Source organism: Gordonia sp. CPCC 205333 (assembly GCF_048537885.1).
Taxonomy (GTDB): Bacteria; Actinomycetota; Actinomycetes; order Mycobacteriales; family Mycobacteriaceae; genus Gordonia.
In genome coordinates, this window is sequence record NZ_JBCLVI010000004.1 from 391,114 (window position 1) to 406,645 (window position 15,532).

The 15,532-nt window shown below is 62.0% G+C and carries 16 protein-coding genes and 1 tRNA gene; 9 read left to right on the plus strand and 8 right to left on the minus strand.

Translation table 11 applies throughout. From position 1 onward, the window contains the following. The first annotated feature begins 306 nt into the window (after positions 1 to 306). Positions 307 to 945 (plus strand): TetR/AcrR family transcriptional regulator, encoded by a 639-nt coding sequence (locus tag AAFP29_RS16355; RefSeq protein ID WP_419218451.1) that lies wholly within the window; start codon positions 307 to 309, stop codon positions 943 to 945. A 16-nt stretch (positions 946 to 961) separates the two neighbouring features. Here the strand turns inward: AAFP29_RS16355 and murJ are convergent, their stop codons facing one another. After that, positions 962 to 2,563: a murein biosynthesis integral membrane protein MurJ gene (murJ, locus tag AAFP29_RS16360; protein ID WP_419218452.1), complete on the minus strand. Its 1,602-nt coding sequence runs from the start codon at positions 2,561 to 2,563 to the stop codon at positions 962 to 964. Between the two features lie 110 nt (positions 2,564 to 2,673). On the opposite strand from murJ, the gene AAFP29_RS16365 reads away from it, so the two are divergent. Beyond that, positions 2,674 to 3,444 (plus strand): potassium channel family protein, encoded by a 771-nt coding sequence (locus AAFP29_RS16365; RefSeq protein ID WP_419218453.1) that lies wholly within the window; start codon positions 2,674 to 2,676, stop codon positions 3,442 to 3,444. Positions 3,445 to 3,468: 24 nt separating this feature from the next. On the opposite strand, the gene AAFP29_RS16370 is transcribed toward AAFP29_RS16365, so the two are convergent. Next, a tRNA-Gln gene (locus AAFP29_RS16370) sits at positions 3,469 to 3,540 on the minus strand. Positions 3,541 to 3,806: 266 nt separating this feature from the next. Here AAFP29_RS16370 and AAFP29_RS16375 point away from each other — a divergent pair. Next, on the plus strand, positions 3,807 to 5,219 hold the full coding sequence (locus AAFP29_RS16375) for a DUF222 domain-containing protein (protein ID WP_419218454.1): 1,413 nt from the start codon (positions 3,807 to 3,809) through the stop codon (positions 5,217 to 5,219). 65 nt (positions 5,220 to 5,284) lie between these two features. On the opposite strand, the gene AAFP29_RS16380 is transcribed toward AAFP29_RS16375, so the two are convergent. Continuing rightward, positions 5,285 to 6,040 carry an SDR family oxidoreductase gene (locus tag AAFP29_RS16380; RefSeq protein ID WP_419218455.1) on the minus strand — a complete coding sequence of 252 codons (756 nt, stop codon included), beginning with the start codon at positions 6,038 to 6,040 and terminating at the stop codon, positions 5,285 to 5,287. A 209-nt stretch (positions 6,041 to 6,249) separates the two neighbouring features. On the opposite strand from AAFP29_RS16380, the gene glmU reads away from it, so the two are divergent. Both glmU and AAFP29_RS16390 read left to right on the plus strand, forming a co-directional pair. Next, positions 6,250 to 7,734 carry a bifunctional UDP-N-acetylglucosamine diphosphorylase/glucosamine-1-phosphate N-acetyltransferase GlmU gene (gene glmU / locus AAFP29_RS16385; RefSeq protein WP_419218456.1) on the plus strand — a complete coding sequence of 495 codons (1,485 nt, stop codon included), beginning with the start codon at positions 6,250 to 6,252 and terminating at the stop codon, positions 7,732 to 7,734. 43 nt (positions 7,735 to 7,777) lie between these two features. Continuing rightward, complete coding sequence (locus tag AAFP29_RS16390; protein ID WP_419218457.1) at positions 7,778 to 8,755, plus strand: ribose-phosphate diphosphokinase; 978 nt, start codon at positions 7,778 to 7,780, stop codon at positions 8,753 to 8,755. Between the two features lie 49 nt (positions 8,756 to 8,804). Here the strand turns inward: AAFP29_RS16390 and AAFP29_RS16395 are convergent, their stop codons facing one another. Next, positions 8,805 to 9,365: a hypothetical protein gene (locus tag AAFP29_RS16395; RefSeq protein ID WP_419218458.1), complete on the minus strand. Its 561-nt coding sequence runs from the start codon at positions 9,363 to 9,365 to the stop codon at positions 8,805 to 8,807. 41 nt (positions 9,366 to 9,406) lie between these two features. Between AAFP29_RS16395 and arsC the strand changes: the two genes are divergently transcribed. Next, complete coding sequence (arsC, locus tag AAFP29_RS16400; RefSeq protein WP_419218459.1) at positions 9,407 to 9,748, plus strand: arsenate reductase (glutaredoxin); 342 nt, start codon at positions 9,407 to 9,409, stop codon at positions 9,746 to 9,748. A gap of 70 nt (positions 9,749 to 9,818) precedes the next feature. Here arsC and AAFP29_RS16405 read toward each other — a convergent pair whose 3' ends face one another. Continuing rightward, on the minus strand, positions 9,819 to 10,247 hold the full coding sequence (locus AAFP29_RS16405) for a limonene-1,2-epoxide hydrolase family protein (protein ID WP_419218460.1): 429 nt from the start codon (positions 10,245 to 10,247) through the stop codon (positions 9,819 to 9,821). Between the two features lie 216 nt (positions 10,248 to 10,463). On the opposite strand from AAFP29_RS16405, the gene AAFP29_RS16410 reads away from it, so the two are divergent. From AAFP29_RS16410 to AAFP29_RS16420, 3 genes are read left to right on the plus strand one after another with little or no spacing between them, the layout of a single operon-like run. Beyond that, positions 10,464 to 11,081, plus strand: a complete 618-nt coding sequence (locus AAFP29_RS16410; RefSeq protein ID WP_419218461.1) for a 50S ribosomal protein L25/general stress protein Ctc — start codon at positions 10,464 to 10,466, stop codon at positions 11,079 to 11,081. A 21-nt stretch (positions 11,082 to 11,102) separates the two neighbouring features. Further along, positions 11,103 to 11,669: an aminoacyl-tRNA hydrolase gene (pth, locus tag AAFP29_RS16415; protein WP_419218462.1), complete on the plus strand. Its 567-nt coding sequence runs from the start codon at positions 11,103 to 11,105 to the stop codon at positions 11,667 to 11,669. Between the two features lie 41 nt (positions 11,670 to 11,710). Further along, positions 11,711 to 12,769: a beta-ketoacyl-ACP synthase 3 gene (locus AAFP29_RS16420; protein WP_419218463.1), complete on the plus strand. Its 1,059-nt coding sequence runs from the start codon at positions 11,711 to 11,713 to the stop codon at positions 12,767 to 12,769. Positions 12,770 to 12,853: 84 nt separating this feature from the next. On the opposite strand, the gene AAFP29_RS16425 is transcribed toward AAFP29_RS16420, so the two are convergent. From AAFP29_RS16425 to AAFP29_RS16435, 3 genes are all read right to left on the minus strand, one after another. Then, complete coding sequence (locus tag AAFP29_RS16425) at positions 12,854 to 13,615, minus strand: ABC transporter permease (RefSeq protein ID WP_419218464.1); 762 nt, start codon at positions 13,613 to 13,615, stop codon at positions 12,854 to 12,856. Then, positions 13,612 to 14,631, minus strand: coding sequence for an ATP-binding cassette domain-containing protein (locus AAFP29_RS16430; protein WP_419218759.1), 1,020 nt, complete (start codon positions 14,629 to 14,631; stop codon positions 13,612 to 13,614). Before AAFP29_RS16430 ends, AAFP29_RS16425 begins: the two co-directional genes overlap by 4 nt. A 210-nt stretch (positions 14,632 to 14,841) precedes the next feature. Then, on the minus strand, positions 14,842 to 15,492 hold the full coding sequence (locus AAFP29_RS16435; RefSeq protein WP_419218465.1) for a PadR family transcriptional regulator: 651 nt from the start codon (positions 15,490 to 15,492) through the stop codon (positions 14,842 to 14,844). Positions 15,493 to 15,532 lie beyond the last annotated feature (40 nt).

Consider the following 15,532-nt stretch of genomic DNA (forward strand, 5'->3'; position numbering starts at 1 on the left):
CGACATCGGAACCCGAGCCGTTGAGCACAATTCGCAGAACACTACTATCCGCGTAGCAGCATCATATGAGATGGATTGGAAGTGATGCAAGTTACATCGATCACGGCAGTGTGATGCTCAACGCCTAAGTGGAGCAACGTCGCTCGCCGAACCGACGTGACAAGGAGCCGACAAAAGGCCCGATCAACGTCATCTGTGCCCGGTTCATCCTCGCCGCGATGACCGAGCGAACACACGGTAGCATTCACGTACTGTCACTATGCGACTGTTTGTGGCACCGCTAGATTCAGCACCGGAGGAGGTTCGGTGGCACGTCGAAAAGTGTTGACTCGTGCCGAGAGTCAGGCACTCACACGCGAGTCTCTGGTCGATGCGGCGGAGTCACTACTTCTTGCCAACGGATACCACGCAACGTCGATCGCCGCGATCGCGAACGAGGCTGGCCGTACGATCGGCGCGGTCTACAGCAACTATTCCAGCAAGGAAGAACTCTGTCTCGAAGTGCTCCGCCGACGCACCTCCGACGAGATCACCCACGCGCTGATTGCTCTTGCCGCCGCCGACGACGACGTCGATGCGCGATTTGAGGCCGTTTCGGTCTGGTGGCGCCAGTTGTCGAGTGACACGCCATTGCTCTTGCTGGCCGCCGAGTATGGGCTGACAGTCCTCCGCGATCCCGACCAGCGCTTGAAAACCGTCGAGTTGGTCAACAACACATTCGGCTCAGTGCGAATCCTGGTGGAAGACCATTTGCCTCCCGAAGCAGCCCAAGCGAGTTTCGCAACCCTTGACCGGGCCGCGCGCGCCATTACCGCGACCAGCACCGGTCTCGCGGTGATGCGGGTGATGGGCACCGTCGACGAAGACGAATCCGCAGGTATGTTGGTCGACACCATGCGGATGTGGATGAATCGCATAGTCGACGAGACCAAGCAAGCCGTGTGACGTCGAGGTCGGGCGGCTATCGCCGGATGGCCGATCGGCACACATCCATTACTCGCGAAATCTCCGGAACACGAATAATCCGCAGCAAGTACGTGAAGACTGCGACACCTACTGTCGCTCCCGCGCTTGCCAGCAGGATTCGCCCCGCGAATCCCGTTGTATCGAAAGAGAATTGACAGATTCCCATCATCACCGCGACCGCGGTGAGAGCCGCAACAGCCGTCACCGTCCCCGATCGCGCCGCCGCCTCGGCGACCCGACGGAAACCCAACAGACCGTAACGCCGGCGCAGAGCGAAGTGACCGGCGAGCGCACCCACCACATAGGACAGTGAACCGCTGACGCAGAGCAGGACTGCCGTTGGAACTGCAGGAATCACGGCGACGCCAATGAAGATCACCAGAATCTTCACCGCCACCATCAGCACGTTGATCAGCGCCGGAGTGCGTGTTTCGTCAGCGCAATAGCACACACGCAATTGGAGCATGACGATAGCGAGGGCGGGCAAGCCAAATGCGCTGGCCGCCACCGCTTGTCCGATCAGACTCGCGTCTGTCGCATCGACCCGGCCACCGAAGACCAATACGGACGCGGTCGGCGCCAGGACCGCGAGTGCACCCGCGATCGGGATCAATAGCGCCAGGAGGTACCGCCCGCCGAGACGTAGTTCGGCGCGAATATGGCCAAGGCGACCGAGCGACACAGCGTTTGCTAGACGCGGTGTGAGCACCGTCAGGATGGACACCGCGACGACACCGTAGGGAAGCGCGATCAGCAGGTCGGCATATGTATAGGTCGACACACTCGCACGGTCGAAGGCAACGTGCGTGACCACTACAACCCCGATTTGAGAGGCGATCACGTACACGATCACCCAGCCGGCCAATCTGGCTCCGGTCCGGATCGGCCGCATCGTATAAGGCAGCACACGAACGCGCCATCGCCATCGAAACCCGGTGCGCCGCAAGATGACCAGGCACCACCCCGCCTGCCCAACAATGCCAACGGTGGTCCCCGCGCCCAGAACCAGTACTTGCATCGGCGAAATGGACGACGGCGAGAGCACAGTCGGGCCGGGCAGCGCGACAAAGATCCCCACCGTGACAATGACGATCAGGTTGTTCGCCAGCGGTGCCCACGACGGCGCACCGAAACTGGCCCTAACGTTGAGAACAGCTGTCACCAAGGCAGCTATCGCGTAGAAGAAGACTTGGGGCAGAAAGCAATACGCCCACAATCGCGTCAAATCACGCTGTGCGCCCGCCCCGACGAAGAAGTCGGCCAGCCACGGAGCGACGGCCACCATCGCAGCAGTGACGAGAAGGGCCACGACGACCGACACGTTCAGAAATCGCTGAACAAACTCGTCGTCGATGGCGCGACTTCGTAGCCGGGAACGAGCGAGGATCGGAACCACGACACTGGACAGCACACCGCCGAGCAACAGCGAGTAAACCATGTTCGGAAACACATTCGCACCGTTGTAGGCATCGGCGACGGCACCAACACCGAGAACTGCGGCAAGTAGGACGGTACGAAGGAATCCGGTTGCACGCGACATCAGCGTCGCGATGGCCACCTGTCCACCCGAGGCAGCCAAGCCGGTGCGAGCAATCACTTCGCGAGTGTGGCAGTCGAAACTGATGGGAGGTTAAGCCACGAAGCGGCGTTGGGCGAGATTCCCAGTTCAAGGCACTCGGCCGCCCTCGCTCCGAGTATTTTCGACTGATGAATTACACGTCATCGGGTTTTGATCGGTGGTTACGTCTCTTTGAATGGCCACTCTTCGGGGCAGCAGTCATCTTCCTGATCGCGTACGCCGCACCGATCATAGAACCTGACCTTACAACAGAGCTCCGAGAAGCCTGCTCAACAATCACCATCGTTGTTTGGGCGCTTTTCATAGTCGACTACATCACCCGATTGGCCCTTGCATCCGACCGCTGGTTATTCGTCCGCAAGAACCTATTCGACCTCTTCGTCCTCACCTTGCCGATGCTGCGACCGCTACGGGTCCTGCGATTGCTGGCCGTACTGTCGATCTTGAACCGGGCCGGGTCGCGCTCGCTACGCGGCCGTGTCGTCGTCTACGCCGCGGCCGGGGCGGTCACGGTGCTTGTCATCGCGTCGCTCGCCATCACCGACACCGAACGCGGACAACCGAATTCGAATATCACCGGCGTCGGCGACGGCTTGTGGTGGGCGATCACGACGATGACGACCGTCGGGTATGGCGACCGATATCCAACAACAGTCACCGGTCGATGTGTTGCGGTGACACTCATGATTGCCGGCATCGCCCTGCTCGGCGTGGTCACGGGTATGTTCGCATCCTGGCTCGTCGAAGCGATCGAAGACAGCGAAGCGGCGCAAGACGAAACAACCTCCGCGATCGCCGACTTGACTGCTGAGATACGCCGACTCCGCGTCGAGCTAGCGGAGATTAAGAGCCCTGAACCCCCAGTAGCCCCCGAGGCGATGGTCGCGGAGCCGAACTGACTCCCACCATCGGGTAAACCGCTGCTCCGCCACCAGGACTCGAACCTAGAATGCCTGAACCAAAATCAGGAGTGTTGCCGATTACACCATGGCGGATTACTGCGCAGATGATTGTGCCACACGCCGACCGTCGAACGCATACCAACTTCCAGTGAGGCTTCGCGTCGCAAAATTGGCTATCGAATCATGTTCCCAGTCAGGTATTTTAGTGTATAATCGAATATATCTTCGATCCAGGAGGGATGATGGAATCGACGTCGAAAGAGTCGGTGGGGGCATCGAACCTCCCTGAGTCGCCACTTGAGTTGGCCCGGCTCCTTGAATCGGTCACGAACCGATTATCTACCGTGTGTCTGACAGAAATGGCCGACGAAGCCAGCGTCGAGTTACTCAAAACCGTCGAGCGGGCACGCAATAAGAGCGTCATCGTGTCGGCGCGGACTGCGTTAGAAGTGTCCGACCGCGGCGCCTTTCGGGCCGAGGGCTATTTCACCATCTACCCATTCTTGAGCCAGGGACTGCGACTTGGGACCACTGAAACGCGACGCCGGATGACTCAGATGCGGTCGTTGGCTTCGATGACCAGCGCACAAGGTGAATGGCTCGACCCGAAGCTGCCGGGCACCGCAGCCGCAGTCGCCGACGGCGCGATCACTGCCGACCACGTATCGGTGATCGCAGCGGTCATGACGAAAATCCCCAGTGCGATCGCACCCGACGTCGTCACCCGCGCGGAAACAATCCTGGCCGACGCCGCGCGCGAACTGACCCCGCACGACACCGCTCGAACCGGGGATCGCATCGTCGCGCACCTCGATCCCGACGGGCAAGCAACCGACGACACAGACCGCAAACGCCGTCGCGGACTCAGCCTCACCCCGCAAGACACCCAGTTGATGTCGAACCTACGTGCCACCCTCACTCCCGAACTGCGCGCCAAATTCGAAGCCATCTTGACCCGATGGGCCGCCCCCGGCATGAATAACCCCGACGACCCGAACTCGCCAACCGGAGCCGACGACACTAATTCCGACCAACTCGACACCGCCCGCGACCGCGACCTACGTTCGCAAGGTCAACGCAACCACGACGCACTCGTCGCGTTATGCGACTTCGTCATCGGCAACAACGGTCTCGGCCATCCGGATCGACTGCCGGCCGAAATCGTCGTCACCACCACTTTGAGTGAACTCGCCGCCCATGCTGGCTTCGCGTTCACCGCGACCGGTACTCATCTGCCAATTGTCGATCTGCTAAATCTGGCCGCTGACGCAAATTCGCACCTCGCAGTGTTCAAGGACCACACCAGCGAAGTCCTCTACCTCGCCCGCGGCAAGCGTTTCGCCAGCAAAGCCCAACGACTCGCGTTGTTCGCCCGCGACCGTGGCTGCACCGCCCCCGGCTGCGATGTTCCCTTCAGCCGGACCGAAGCTCACCACATGCCCGACTGGGCTGACGGCGGGGCCACCGACATCGACCATCTCGGCGCCGCCTGCGGCAAACACAACCGCAGCGTCGGGCGCCGCCCGGGACAGTGGGAGACCACCGTGACCGATGCCGGACGCGTCGGTTGGCGTCCCACTGGCACCAACCATTCGCTGCACGTCAACACCGTTCATCACGCCTACCTCAACGTCACCAGACCGCCAGACAGACCTCCCGAGCCGCCAGGCAACTATCGTCACTCGATCATCGAAGCGCACCTAACCGTCGCCGACGTAGCACGCTCCCAACATTCGGATCTCTTTTTCGGCAGACAGTTGGTGCGACACTAGATCGACAAATGGGGCCTGGCCGTGCGTACACACGGCCAGGCCCCATCGAGTCGTGAGACTGGCGTTTAGTCCTTCGGACCGCCAGCTACGTAAACAACCTGGCCCGACACGAAGCCCGCACCCTCACTCGCGAAGAACGAAGCGGTATGCGCGATATCCTCCGGCGCGCCAACACGATTCACTGGAATCTGTGCAGCGCTGAACTTCTTGAACTCCTCGAATTCGACGCCCATCCGAGCTGCGGTCGCCGCAGTCATCTCGGTCTCAATGAATCCCGGCGCGATCGCATTCGCGGTCACCCCGAACTTGCCCAGCTCGATGGCAAGGGTCTTAGTGAATCCCTGCATACCGGCCTTGGCGGCCGAGTAGTTCGCCTGGCCGCGGTTACCCAACGCCGACGTCGACGAGAGGTTGACGATACGACCCCAGCCGGCGTCGACCATATGCTTCTGACACGCCTTGCTCATCAAAAACGCACCGCGCAGGTGCACTCCCATGACCGCGTCCCAATCATCGACGCTCATCTTGAACAGCATGTTGTCGCGGATGATGCCCGCATTGTTGATCAGGACAGTCGGCCCGCCGAGTTCGGCGGCGACCTTCTCCACCGCTGCTGCGACCGACGCTTCGTCCGATACGTCGGCACCGACAGCGATGGCCTTACCACCCGCATCAGTGATCGCGGCGACCGTGTCAGCGCACGACTCAGCACTCAGGTCCAGTACGGCGACGGCCAGACCATCCGCGGATAGACGCTTGGCGACAGCCGCGCCGATTCCTCGCGCGGCACCGGTAACGATGGCAACTTTCTGTGCGGTCATCTCGTTCAAATCCTCATTTCGACTTTGGTCACGATGAATGATTGGGTTCCCAGTCGTTCTTAGCACTCGCTCAGATCACCATGTATCGGCAGGTCGGGTTACTCGCGAGTTGGGTTGTACCGAGTGACCTGCGTAGGATCGCCACCGGCGCATGTGTCCACAAGACACACGCCAGCCAGCGCAACCACAACTTTCCGCGGAGGTCATTGATGACGACGGGGCAGGGCAACCACCACGACCGCTCCACACCATCGGCAACCGCGGTGATCGTGCTCGCCGCAGGCGCGGGCACCCGGATGAAATCGAAGACGCCCAAGATCCTGCATGAAATCGCAGGTCGCTCCCTGGTGGGACATTCACTACACGGCGCAAACGGCATCGCACCCGCACATCTCGTCGCAGTGGTCAGTCACGAACGCGATCGCGTCACCGCTGCTATCGCTGACATCGCCGGCGAACTCGGCCGCGACGTCCTCATCGCCGACCAAGACCTCCCGCGCGGCACCGGCGACGCCGCACGCGTCGGATTGACCGCGCTCCCCGACGACTTCGACGGCACCGTACTCGTCACCGTCGCCGACGCCCCGCTCCTCGACGGCCCGACGCTTACCTCGCTCCTCGACGCGCACACCACCGCTCCGACTGCCGCGGTCACCCTGACCAGCTTCACCGCCGACGACCCGACCGGATATGGCCGCATCGTCCGCGACGATGACACCTCGGATGTACAAGCGATCGTCGAACACAAAGACGCCACCGAACTCCAGCGGGCGATCACCGAGGTCAACGCCGGTATCTACGCCTTCGACGCCGCCATGCTGCGCGATGCGCTCACCCAGATTTCCACCGATAACGTGCAGGGCGAGTACTACCTCACCGACGTCGTCGAGATCGCCCGGAAAGCGAACCGCCCCGTCCGTGCGTTCAGCGTCTCCGATCCGGCCGTCGTAGCAGGCTGCAACGACCGCGCCCAACTCGCCGAACTCGGCGCCGAACTCAACCGCCGCATTATCCGACGCCATCAGCTCGCGGGAGTAACGGTCGTCGACCCGACGTCCACCTGGATCGACATCGACGTCACCATCGCCGAAGACGTCCGCATCGAACCCGGCACCCAACTGCACGGCGAGACGATCATCGCGACCGACGCGATAGTCGGCCCCGACAGCACCCTGACTGACGTGACGGTCGGTGAAGGCGCATCGGTCATCCGCACCCACGGCAATTCCGCGATCATCGGCGACGGCGCAACGGTCGGCCCATTCGCCTACCTCCGGCCGGGGACCCACCTGGGAACGGGCGGTAAGATCGGCGCGTTCGTCGAGACGAAGAACGCGCAGATCGGGGCTTCGACCAAGATTCCGCACCTGACCTACGTTGGGGACGCGGTGATCGGCGAGCACAGCAACGTCGGAGCGTCGAGTGTCTTCGTCAACTACGACGGCGTGAACAAGCATCAAACCGTGATCGGTTCGCATTGCAGAACCGGTTCGGACAATATGTTCGTCGCTCCGGTCACCATCGGCGATGGTGCGTACACCGGCGCGGGAACCGTTGTCCGGCAAGATGTCCCACCGGGCGCTTTGGCGGTCTCAGGTGGGCCACAACGCAATATCGAGAATTGGGTTACTCGCAAACGACCCGACACCGCAGCCGCGGCCGCAGCCAAAGCCGCCCAGCAAGACCAGAACTGAACCGCATGACGTCTCAGCCCGCTCGACACCAGATTGAGGAAAGATGACCTGGACCACCGACAACCAGAAGAACCTGATGCTGTTCTCTGGCCGCGCCCATCCCGAGTTGGCCGACGCCGTCGCCGACGAACTCGGCGTCAAGGTCACCCCGCAAACCGCGCGTGACTTCGCCAACGGCGAGATCTTCGTCCGGTTCGAGGAGTCGGTTCGCGGCTCGGATGCCTTCGTACTGCAGAGCCATCCCGCCCCACTGAACAAGTGGCTAATGGAACAGCTCATCATGATCGACGCGCTCAAACGCGGGTCGGCCAAGCGCATCACAGCGATCCTCCCGTTCTACCCCTACGCGCGCCAGGACAAGAAGCACCGCGGCCGTGAGCCCATCTCGGCCCGCCTCGTCGCCGACCTGCTCAAAACCGCTGGCGCCGACCGCATCATCACCGTCGACCTGCACACCGACCAGATTCAGGGCTTCTTCGACGGTCCGGTCGACCATATGCACGCACAGGGCCAACTCGCCGACTACGTCCGTGAGCACTACGGCACCGACAACATCTGTGTGGTCTCCCCCGACTCCGGTCGCGTCCGCGTCGCCGAGAAATGGGCCGATGCCCTCAACGGCGCACCGCTGGCCTTCATCCACAAGACACGCGACCCGCTGGTCCCCAATCAGGTCAAATCCAACCGCGTCGTCGGCGACGTCGAAGGCCTCACCTGCGTCCTGATCGACGACATGATCGACACCGGCGGCACCATCGCCGGCGCCGTGAAGGTCCTCAAGGATGCCGGTGCCGGCGAGGTCATCATCGCTACCACGCACGGCGTATTCTCCGACCCGGCTGCCGAGCGTCTCGCCAACAGTGGTGCGAAGGAAGTCATCGCGACCGACACGCTGCCGATTCCGACTGAGAAGCGCTTCGCCAACCTGACTGTCCTCACCATCGCGCCACTGCTTGCGCAGACCATCCGCGAAGTGTTCGAAAATGGTTCGGTCACAAGCCTTTTCGATGGCAGCGCGTAGCTCGTAAGTACCGGAACGGCCCGCACCGGTTCGGTGCGGGCCGTTTTGTCTATGCGGCTCGACGTCGCCGGACGAGCACAACGCCGACGATTCCAACTGTCAGCAGCGCCAGCGCGCCGATACTGGTAAGCGCAATTATCTTGCCATTCGATGCTGGAATATCCGGAGGCTCACGGACCTGCGACTCTGACAGCGCGTCAAAGCGGTCGCCCGCCAAGGCGACAGTGGCTTCGGGATCGAGATTGCCGCAAAGGCTAGCTGTCCATTTGGGCTGGCCGCTGCCAACGCCGCTATCGGTCAGGACGATGACACGTTGGCGCCCGATGGGCATATCGACTCCGCAGGCTGAACTCGAAGCCGCACTCTCCACGGTAATTCGCTGAGCGACAGCACGTTTGAAACTGTGGGCGATTTCGACAGTGAAGTAGGCGTTGTAGTCCGGCCCCTCGACGCGTGCCACCGGCGTACCGACGACAATCGCATCGGCATGCCGAACGGCATCCTCGGGAGCGCTTGAGACGCAACTACACGCACATGCGCGGCCTTCTCCCGTAACAATTCCGACGAACACAACAAGCAGTGCCCCGAGTAGCGCCACCCACCTCAACATCCTCCGACCGTACCCGTCGGCCGCAAGTAAGATCACCGATCGTGGACGCAACCATCTATCACAACCCCCGCTGCTCAACCTCGCGCAAAACTCTCGACCACCTGCGCGCCGCGGGCGTCGAGCCGACCGTCGTGAAATACCTCGATGAGGGCTGGACTCGCGATCAGTTGGTTCAGCTATTCGCCGACGCCGGGCTGACCGCGTCGCAAGCGGCCCGAAAGCGCGAACCGCTCTACAAGGAACTCAATCTCGCCGAAGCGTCGGAGGACAAGATCCTGGACGCGATGGTGGCCAATCCGGTGCTTGTGGAGCGCCCATTTGTGGTCACCGCAAAGGGCGCCCGGCTCGCTCGGCCCATCGAGAACGTCGACGAGGTGCTGTAGCCCGGCGGAAATCTGTCCCCTGACGAAGGCAGACGCCAGATAGACCTCTGGCAGCGCGAAGGGACCTTTCTCAGCGGTTCAGCGGCGGCAGAGTCTTCGGCAGGACCAGCGCGACGACGCCGCGCACCAACGCTTTGGTGCCGTCGAAGACATCGAAGTAGTCCCGCCACACCACGATTCGACCCTCGCGAACCTCGAACCGACCGCAGACCCAGAATTGCAGGCGCAATCGGCCGATCGTGAGTTCGTCGATCCGCTCGGTCAGGACGACATTGTCGTGCGCAGCGGCGTTGAGCATCCGATAGTCGAAATGCAGCCAGCTCGTGTTCAGGTTGCGCATCACCGCTGAGAAGCGCTTCTTGCCGCGCACCGTGGGAAACCCGACGTTGGTGTAGACGATGTCGTCGTCGATAGCGCCCAGCGCGTCATTGACGTCGAGGCCGGCGAGACGATCCAGGAAATGTTCGGTGACTAGTTCGAGCGGTGCGATTGATGTCATGCGCCTCACGGTATCCCGTTCTCGCCGAGGCAACACGAATTGCCCGCACACCCACTGATCGACTATTCTGACCAGCGTTGTCTCGGCGAGGGTGAACCACCAGGTCACCGTTATCGGCGCGGCTCAGTATTCGGTATGCGCCGTCAGCGCGTACGTCGACTGATCTGTCTCCCTCACCGCGGACCGAACCGCCAGCCATTACGAGGAGAAGACATCATGGCAACCGCCCCCCAGCTCGCAGTCACCACGCGTACCGAAACCGGTAAGGGCGCCGCACGTCGCGCACGTCGCGCCGGCAACGTCCCCGCCGTCCTGTACGGCCACGGCACCACGCCTGAGCACCTGTACCTCCCAAACAACGACTTCGCGGCGATCCTGCGTAACAGCGGCACCAACGTCGTTATCGAGCTGTCGATCGAAGGTCGTAGCCAGCTGGCACTCACCAAGCAGATCGACATCCACCCGATCCGCAACTTCATCCAGCACGCCGACCTTCTGATCGTCAAGCGCGGCGAGAAGATCACCATCGAGATCCCGGTCGTCATCGAAGGCGAATCTCTCAGCGGCACCTTGGTCACCCAGGACGCCAGCTACATCGAGATCGAGGCCGACGCACTGTCGATCCCTGAGCAGATCACCGTGTCGGTCGAGGGTGCCGGTGCTGGCACCTCGATCCACGCCTCCGAACTCACCCTACCCGAGGGCGTGTCGCTGGTCGCCGACCCGGAGACCCTGATCGTCGCCGTCAACGAGGCTCAGGCCGCCGACGAAGGCGACACCGACGAGGAAGCCGCCTCGGACGAGGCAGCTACCGAGGGCGACGCGGCGGAATAGTCGGCCAACTCTCACCATTCGATGAAACTGATTGTCGGACTTGGCAATCCAGGTTCACGCTACGAACGGACCAGGCATAACGTCGGCGCGATGGTCGCCGACAGCCTGGTCCGTTCGGCTGCGCAGAACTATAAGGTGCACAAGCGTTCCGGTGCCGATGTCGCCACGGTGAGCATCGCCGGACAATCGGTTCTGGTCGCACGCAATCGCACCTTCATGAACGAAGCGGGCAATCAGATCGGCCCACTGGCCAAGTTCTATTCGATCGCGCCAGCCGATGTCGTCGTGGTCCACGACGAACTCGATATCGACTTCGGCCTAGTGCGTCTCAAACAGGGTGGCGGCGAAGGTGGGCATAACGGTTTGCGCTCGATATCGACCGTCCTCGGCACCCGCGACTATCAACGCGTGCGGCTCGGTATCGGACGTCCCCCCGGACGCCAGGATCCAGCCGACTTCGTGTTGAAACCGTTCCCTCCGGCGGCACAAGCCGAGGTCGAGCTGCTGATCACGAATGGCCGCGACGCCGCTGAACTATTGGTGACGCAAACTCTCAACGACGCTCAGAACACCGTGCACGCCTGGTAGACAGGCCGCCCCGAGCCCCTTTAGACACCGAGGATCACCACATGCCACTTGCTACCACCGTCGGACACACAAACGTCGCCATGCTGGGTATCGGCGCCTACCGACCGAAGCGACTGGTTTCCAACGATGAGGTCTGCGAGGTCCTCGACTCCACCGACGAGTGGATCTTCGAACGCAGCGGTATCCGTAACCGCAGGTGGATCAGCGGCGACGAGTCCGCCCGCACGATGGCAGTCGCGGCAGCCGAGCGTGCCATCGCCAACTCGGGAGTCGATCGCCAACACATCGGCGCACTGATCCTCGCAACGGGTAGCTGGAAGACCAAGATTCCACATGGCGCTCCGGTCGTCGCGTACGACCTCGGCATCAACGGTATCCCCGCCTACGACATCGCCGCGGGCTGCGGCGGCTTCGGCTATGGACTGGGCATCGCCGCCGACACCGTCCGATCAGGCAGCGCGGAATACGTCCTGCTGGTCGGCGTCGAAACGATGTCGGTCGTGATGGACCCGACCGATCGCAATACCGCCTTCATCTTCGGCGACGGTGCGGGCGCCGTGGTCATCGGCCCCAGTGAGGTCAACGGGATTTCGCCGACCGTATGGGGCTCGGACGGCGAGAATTCCGAAGCCATCTCACAGAACTACGACATCCCCGAATATATGGATCGCGCGCAGGAGTACCAAAACCGTGACGCCACAATCGATCCGGTCGGTCGGATGGTGGTGAATATGGAGGGTCCACGGGTATTCCGCTGGGCGGCAATCACATTGCCGAAGGCCCTTGGGAATGTGATCGAACTGTCCGGCATCGACAAGTCGGAAATCGAGGTCTTTGTGCCGCACCAGGCGAATGCCCGGATCAACGAGTTGATGGCGAAGAATCTCGGCCTCGCCGACGACATTCCGGTCGCGAACGACATCGAGAACACCGGTAACACTTCCGCCGCGTCGATCCCGCTGGCAATGGAAGAGATGCTGGTGACCGGTAAGGCGAAGGGCGGCCAGACCGCACTGTTACTCGGTTTCGGAGCCGGACTGAGTTACGCCGGCGCGGTTGTGACGTTGCCACCCGCCCCCAAGATCAGCAGTTTGGACTAGTCACTGCTAGAACTGTCCCGTGGGCGACACAGGCGCGCTATATCACCGCCTGCTCGCCCTACGGGGACAGTTTCAGCAGTAGCCCTACGCGTTCTCCTTGCGGAAGACGCTTGTCCCCCACCAGGTTCCGAGCGCCGCCAAGATCACCGACGCCAGTAGACCCCATGCGACTGTTGCGGTCCACACGTCGCCACCGAAGGCCGACCGCGCGGCATCGACTACCCAGCGGAACGGCATGAAATCGCTGACCCTCTTGAGCCAGTCCGGCCCGAGAGTCATCGGCAACAGGATGCCCGACAACAGCAGTACCGGCATCATCACCATATTGATCAACGGCGCCATGACATCTTCGCTCTTGGTGGTCAACGCCAGCGCATTCGACGCCGCGGCGCACGCCCCACCGATCAGCAAAGTGATCACGATGCCCACGACGATGCCGACGAATGACCCGCGCATCCCCATCAGTAGACCGAGCAACACCAGAATGATGGCCTGCACCAGCAGCTGCAATTCATCGCGCATCAGGCGGCCCATCAACAGTGCCGTACGGCTAGCCGGCGTAACCCGCTCGGCCTCGATGACGCCCTCGCGCCACTCCCCGATCAAGCCAAAGCCGGCGAAAAACGCGCCAAAGATGCCCAGTTGCACCAACAGTCCGGGCACTAGGAAGGTGTAGGCGTTGTCCGCCCCGCCCGGAAATTGCGCCACGAGTGGTTTCAGTAGCGGCCCAAATAACACCAGATACAGCACCGGCTGCATGATCCCGATCAGCACCCACGCGGGATTGCGCAGGTTCATCCGAATCTGGCGGCGAAAAACGATGGTCGATTCGCGAACGAATGTCATTGCGAGACAACTTCTTTCGTCAGGGTCGGAGCTGATTCCGAATCGCCGGATTGCCCGGATTCGGCGTCGCGCAGCGAACGTCCGGTGAGTGTCAGAAAGACATCGTCGAGTGTCGGCTTTACGATTTCGATGGAATCCAGTGCGACGCCGTCGGATTCGAGGGCGCGCAGTAGTCCGGGGATCTCCCGACCGGCCCCGCGGACTCGGCCGCGCACATGCCGCGCGTCGGTCTCGACGTCGCTGGCGATCACGCCCAGTCGCTTGGACGCGATCGCAACCTGCTCGGTGGTCGCGACTTCGAGACTGACCAAATCGCCGGATACCTGAGCCTTGAGGTTTTCCGCGGTGTCGGCGGCGACAATGGTGCCATTGTCGATGATGATGATTCGATCGCTCAACGCGTCAGCCTCGTCGAGGTAATGCGTCGTGAGGAACACGGTGGCACCGCGTTCGGTACGAAGTTTTGCGATGTGATCCCAGAGATTCGCCCGAGCCTGCGGGTCGAGCCCGGTGGTCGGCTCGTCGAGAAATACCAGCGTCGGATCGTGGATGAGCCCCATGACGATGTCGAGACGACGCTTCTGACCGCCCGACATATTCTTGGGCATCCGCTCCCACAGTCCGTCGAGCTGCAACTGGGCGAATAGCTCATGACCGCGGGTGACCGCGGCGCGGCGCGACATTCCGTAGAGCATCCCGTGGTCGACGACCTCGTCGCCGGCCTGCGCCTGACTGAATGTGCCGCCGGCCTGTGACACGTACCCGATGCTGCGTCGCACCTTGACCGAGTCATGCACGACGTCGTAGCCGTTGACCGTCGCCGTCCCGGCCGTTGGTCGCAACAGTGTCGTGAGCATGCGCAGTGTCGTGGTCTTTCCCGCACCGTTTGGCCCGAGGAAACCCACGACCTCGCCTTCCGCGACGTCGAGGTCAACCCCGTCGACCGCGCGCACTTCCCGTTTTTGCTTGCCTCTGCCGGTGTAAAACGTCTGCACGAGACCTCGTGCTTGAATCATTTCCATCGATTTCGCCTGCCTCCCTTGGTCCGCGACCCACCCTGCCGCAGATTCCGGTCAGATTCCGTCCGGAGCTGTCGTCGAATTCCAAGTATTCAAATTTGAATAGTTTGCGCGTCGAGTTTGCCGGGTTCGCGGACAAGTGTCAACTCAATTCATCCACTCGACGTCGAGTTTGGACACATGACAGACCACCTCGGCGCACCGAATTCATCGGTCGAGCAGGCGCCGGTACCGCTCTCTGTCCCGAGACATCTGATACCCGGGATCATCGGCGGGCGGCGCCCAACTCGCCCCGGTGTCGTTGATGAACAATTCAAGCGAGCCGCTGCGATAGTCGTCGATCACCGACTCCAGCCAGTCAAGCTCGGCAATCGCCGCGGCGTGCCACAGTTGCTGACCGCGCAGCGCGTGAGGCGGTGCGTACGGGAAGGCGGCAGCGTCACTGAGATCCGGAAACGCGGCAATGGTCGCGGTCAACGCTTCCCGTCGCTGTACCAGCATCTTCTCGCCACGCTCCCGACCGAGTAGCGGCAGCATGCCGAATGCGGCGTTGAAATGACGCCGGTCGAACATGTCGACGGTAGCCAGTGCGGACATGAGCAACTCGTCGAGCCGATCCCGGCCAGCCGGCGTCAATTCGTAGACCGCGACATCGCGACCACGGTCAGAGAGCGTGTGCCGCAACAACATTCCCTTATCCGCCAGCGCACCCAGGCCGTGGTAGATCGACCCCGGCTTGATATTGGCCCATTCATCGACCCGCCACGACATCAGTTCTCGACGGATTTGATAGCCGTTGACGGGTTCGAATAGGCCAACCGCGCCGAGCAACAGCATGTGAGTTGTCGAGACGGCCATGGGTGCCAAGCCTAGGCGCGTTGTCATTCGACTTCGATAG

Excerpts from the sequence above, each read along its gene's own strand:
- AAFP29_RS16375 (WP_419218454.1), top strand. The coding sequence starts at position 3,807 with ATGGCCGACGAAGCCAGCGTCGAGTTACTCAAAACCGTCGAGCGGGCA.
- AAFP29_RS16405 (WP_419218460.1), bottom strand. The coding sequence starts at position 10,247 with ATGACATCAATCGCACCGCTCGAACTAGTCACCGAACATTTCCTGGAT.
- glmU (WP_419218456.1), top strand. The coding sequence starts at position 6,250 with ATGACGACGGGGCAGGGCAACCACCACGACCGCTCCACACCATCGGCA.
- AAFP29_RS16380 (WP_419218455.1), bottom strand. The coding sequence starts at position 6,040 with ATGACCGCACAGAAAGTTGCCATCGTTACCGGTGCCGCGCGAGGAATC.
- pth (WP_419218462.1), top strand. The coding sequence starts at position 11,103 with ATGAAACTGATTGTCGGACTTGGCAATCCAGGTTCACGCTACGAACGG.
- AAFP29_RS16425 (WP_419218464.1), bottom strand. The coding sequence starts at position 13,615 with ATGACATTCGTTCGCGAATCGACCATCGTTTTTCGCCGCCAGATTCGG.
- AAFP29_RS16365 (WP_419218453.1), top strand. The coding sequence starts at position 2,674 with ATGAATTACACGTCATCGGGTTTTGATCGGTGGTTACGTCTCTTTGAA.
- AAFP29_RS16410 (WP_419218461.1), top strand. The coding sequence starts at position 10,464 with ATGGCAACCGCCCCCCAGCTCGCAGTCACCACGCGTACCGAAACCGGT.
- AAFP29_RS16435 (WP_419218465.1), bottom strand. The coding sequence starts at position 15,492 with ATGGCCGTCTCGACAACTCACATGCTGTTGCTCGGCGCGGTTGGCCTA.
- AAFP29_RS16390 (WP_419218457.1), top strand. The coding sequence starts at position 7,778 with ATGACCTGGACCACCGACAACCAGAAGAACCTGATGCTGTTCTCTGGC.
- AAFP29_RS16395 (WP_419218458.1), bottom strand. The coding sequence starts at position 9,365 with ATGTTGAGGTGGGTGGCGCTACTCGGGGCACTGCTTGTTGTGTTCGTC.
- AAFP29_RS16430 (WP_419218759.1), bottom strand. The coding sequence starts at position 14,631 with ATGATTCAAGCACGAGGTCTCGTGCAGACGTTTTACACCGGCAGAGGC.
- AAFP29_RS16420 (WP_419218463.1), top strand. The coding sequence starts at position 11,711 with ATGCCACTTGCTACCACCGTCGGACACACAAACGTCGCCATGCTGGGT.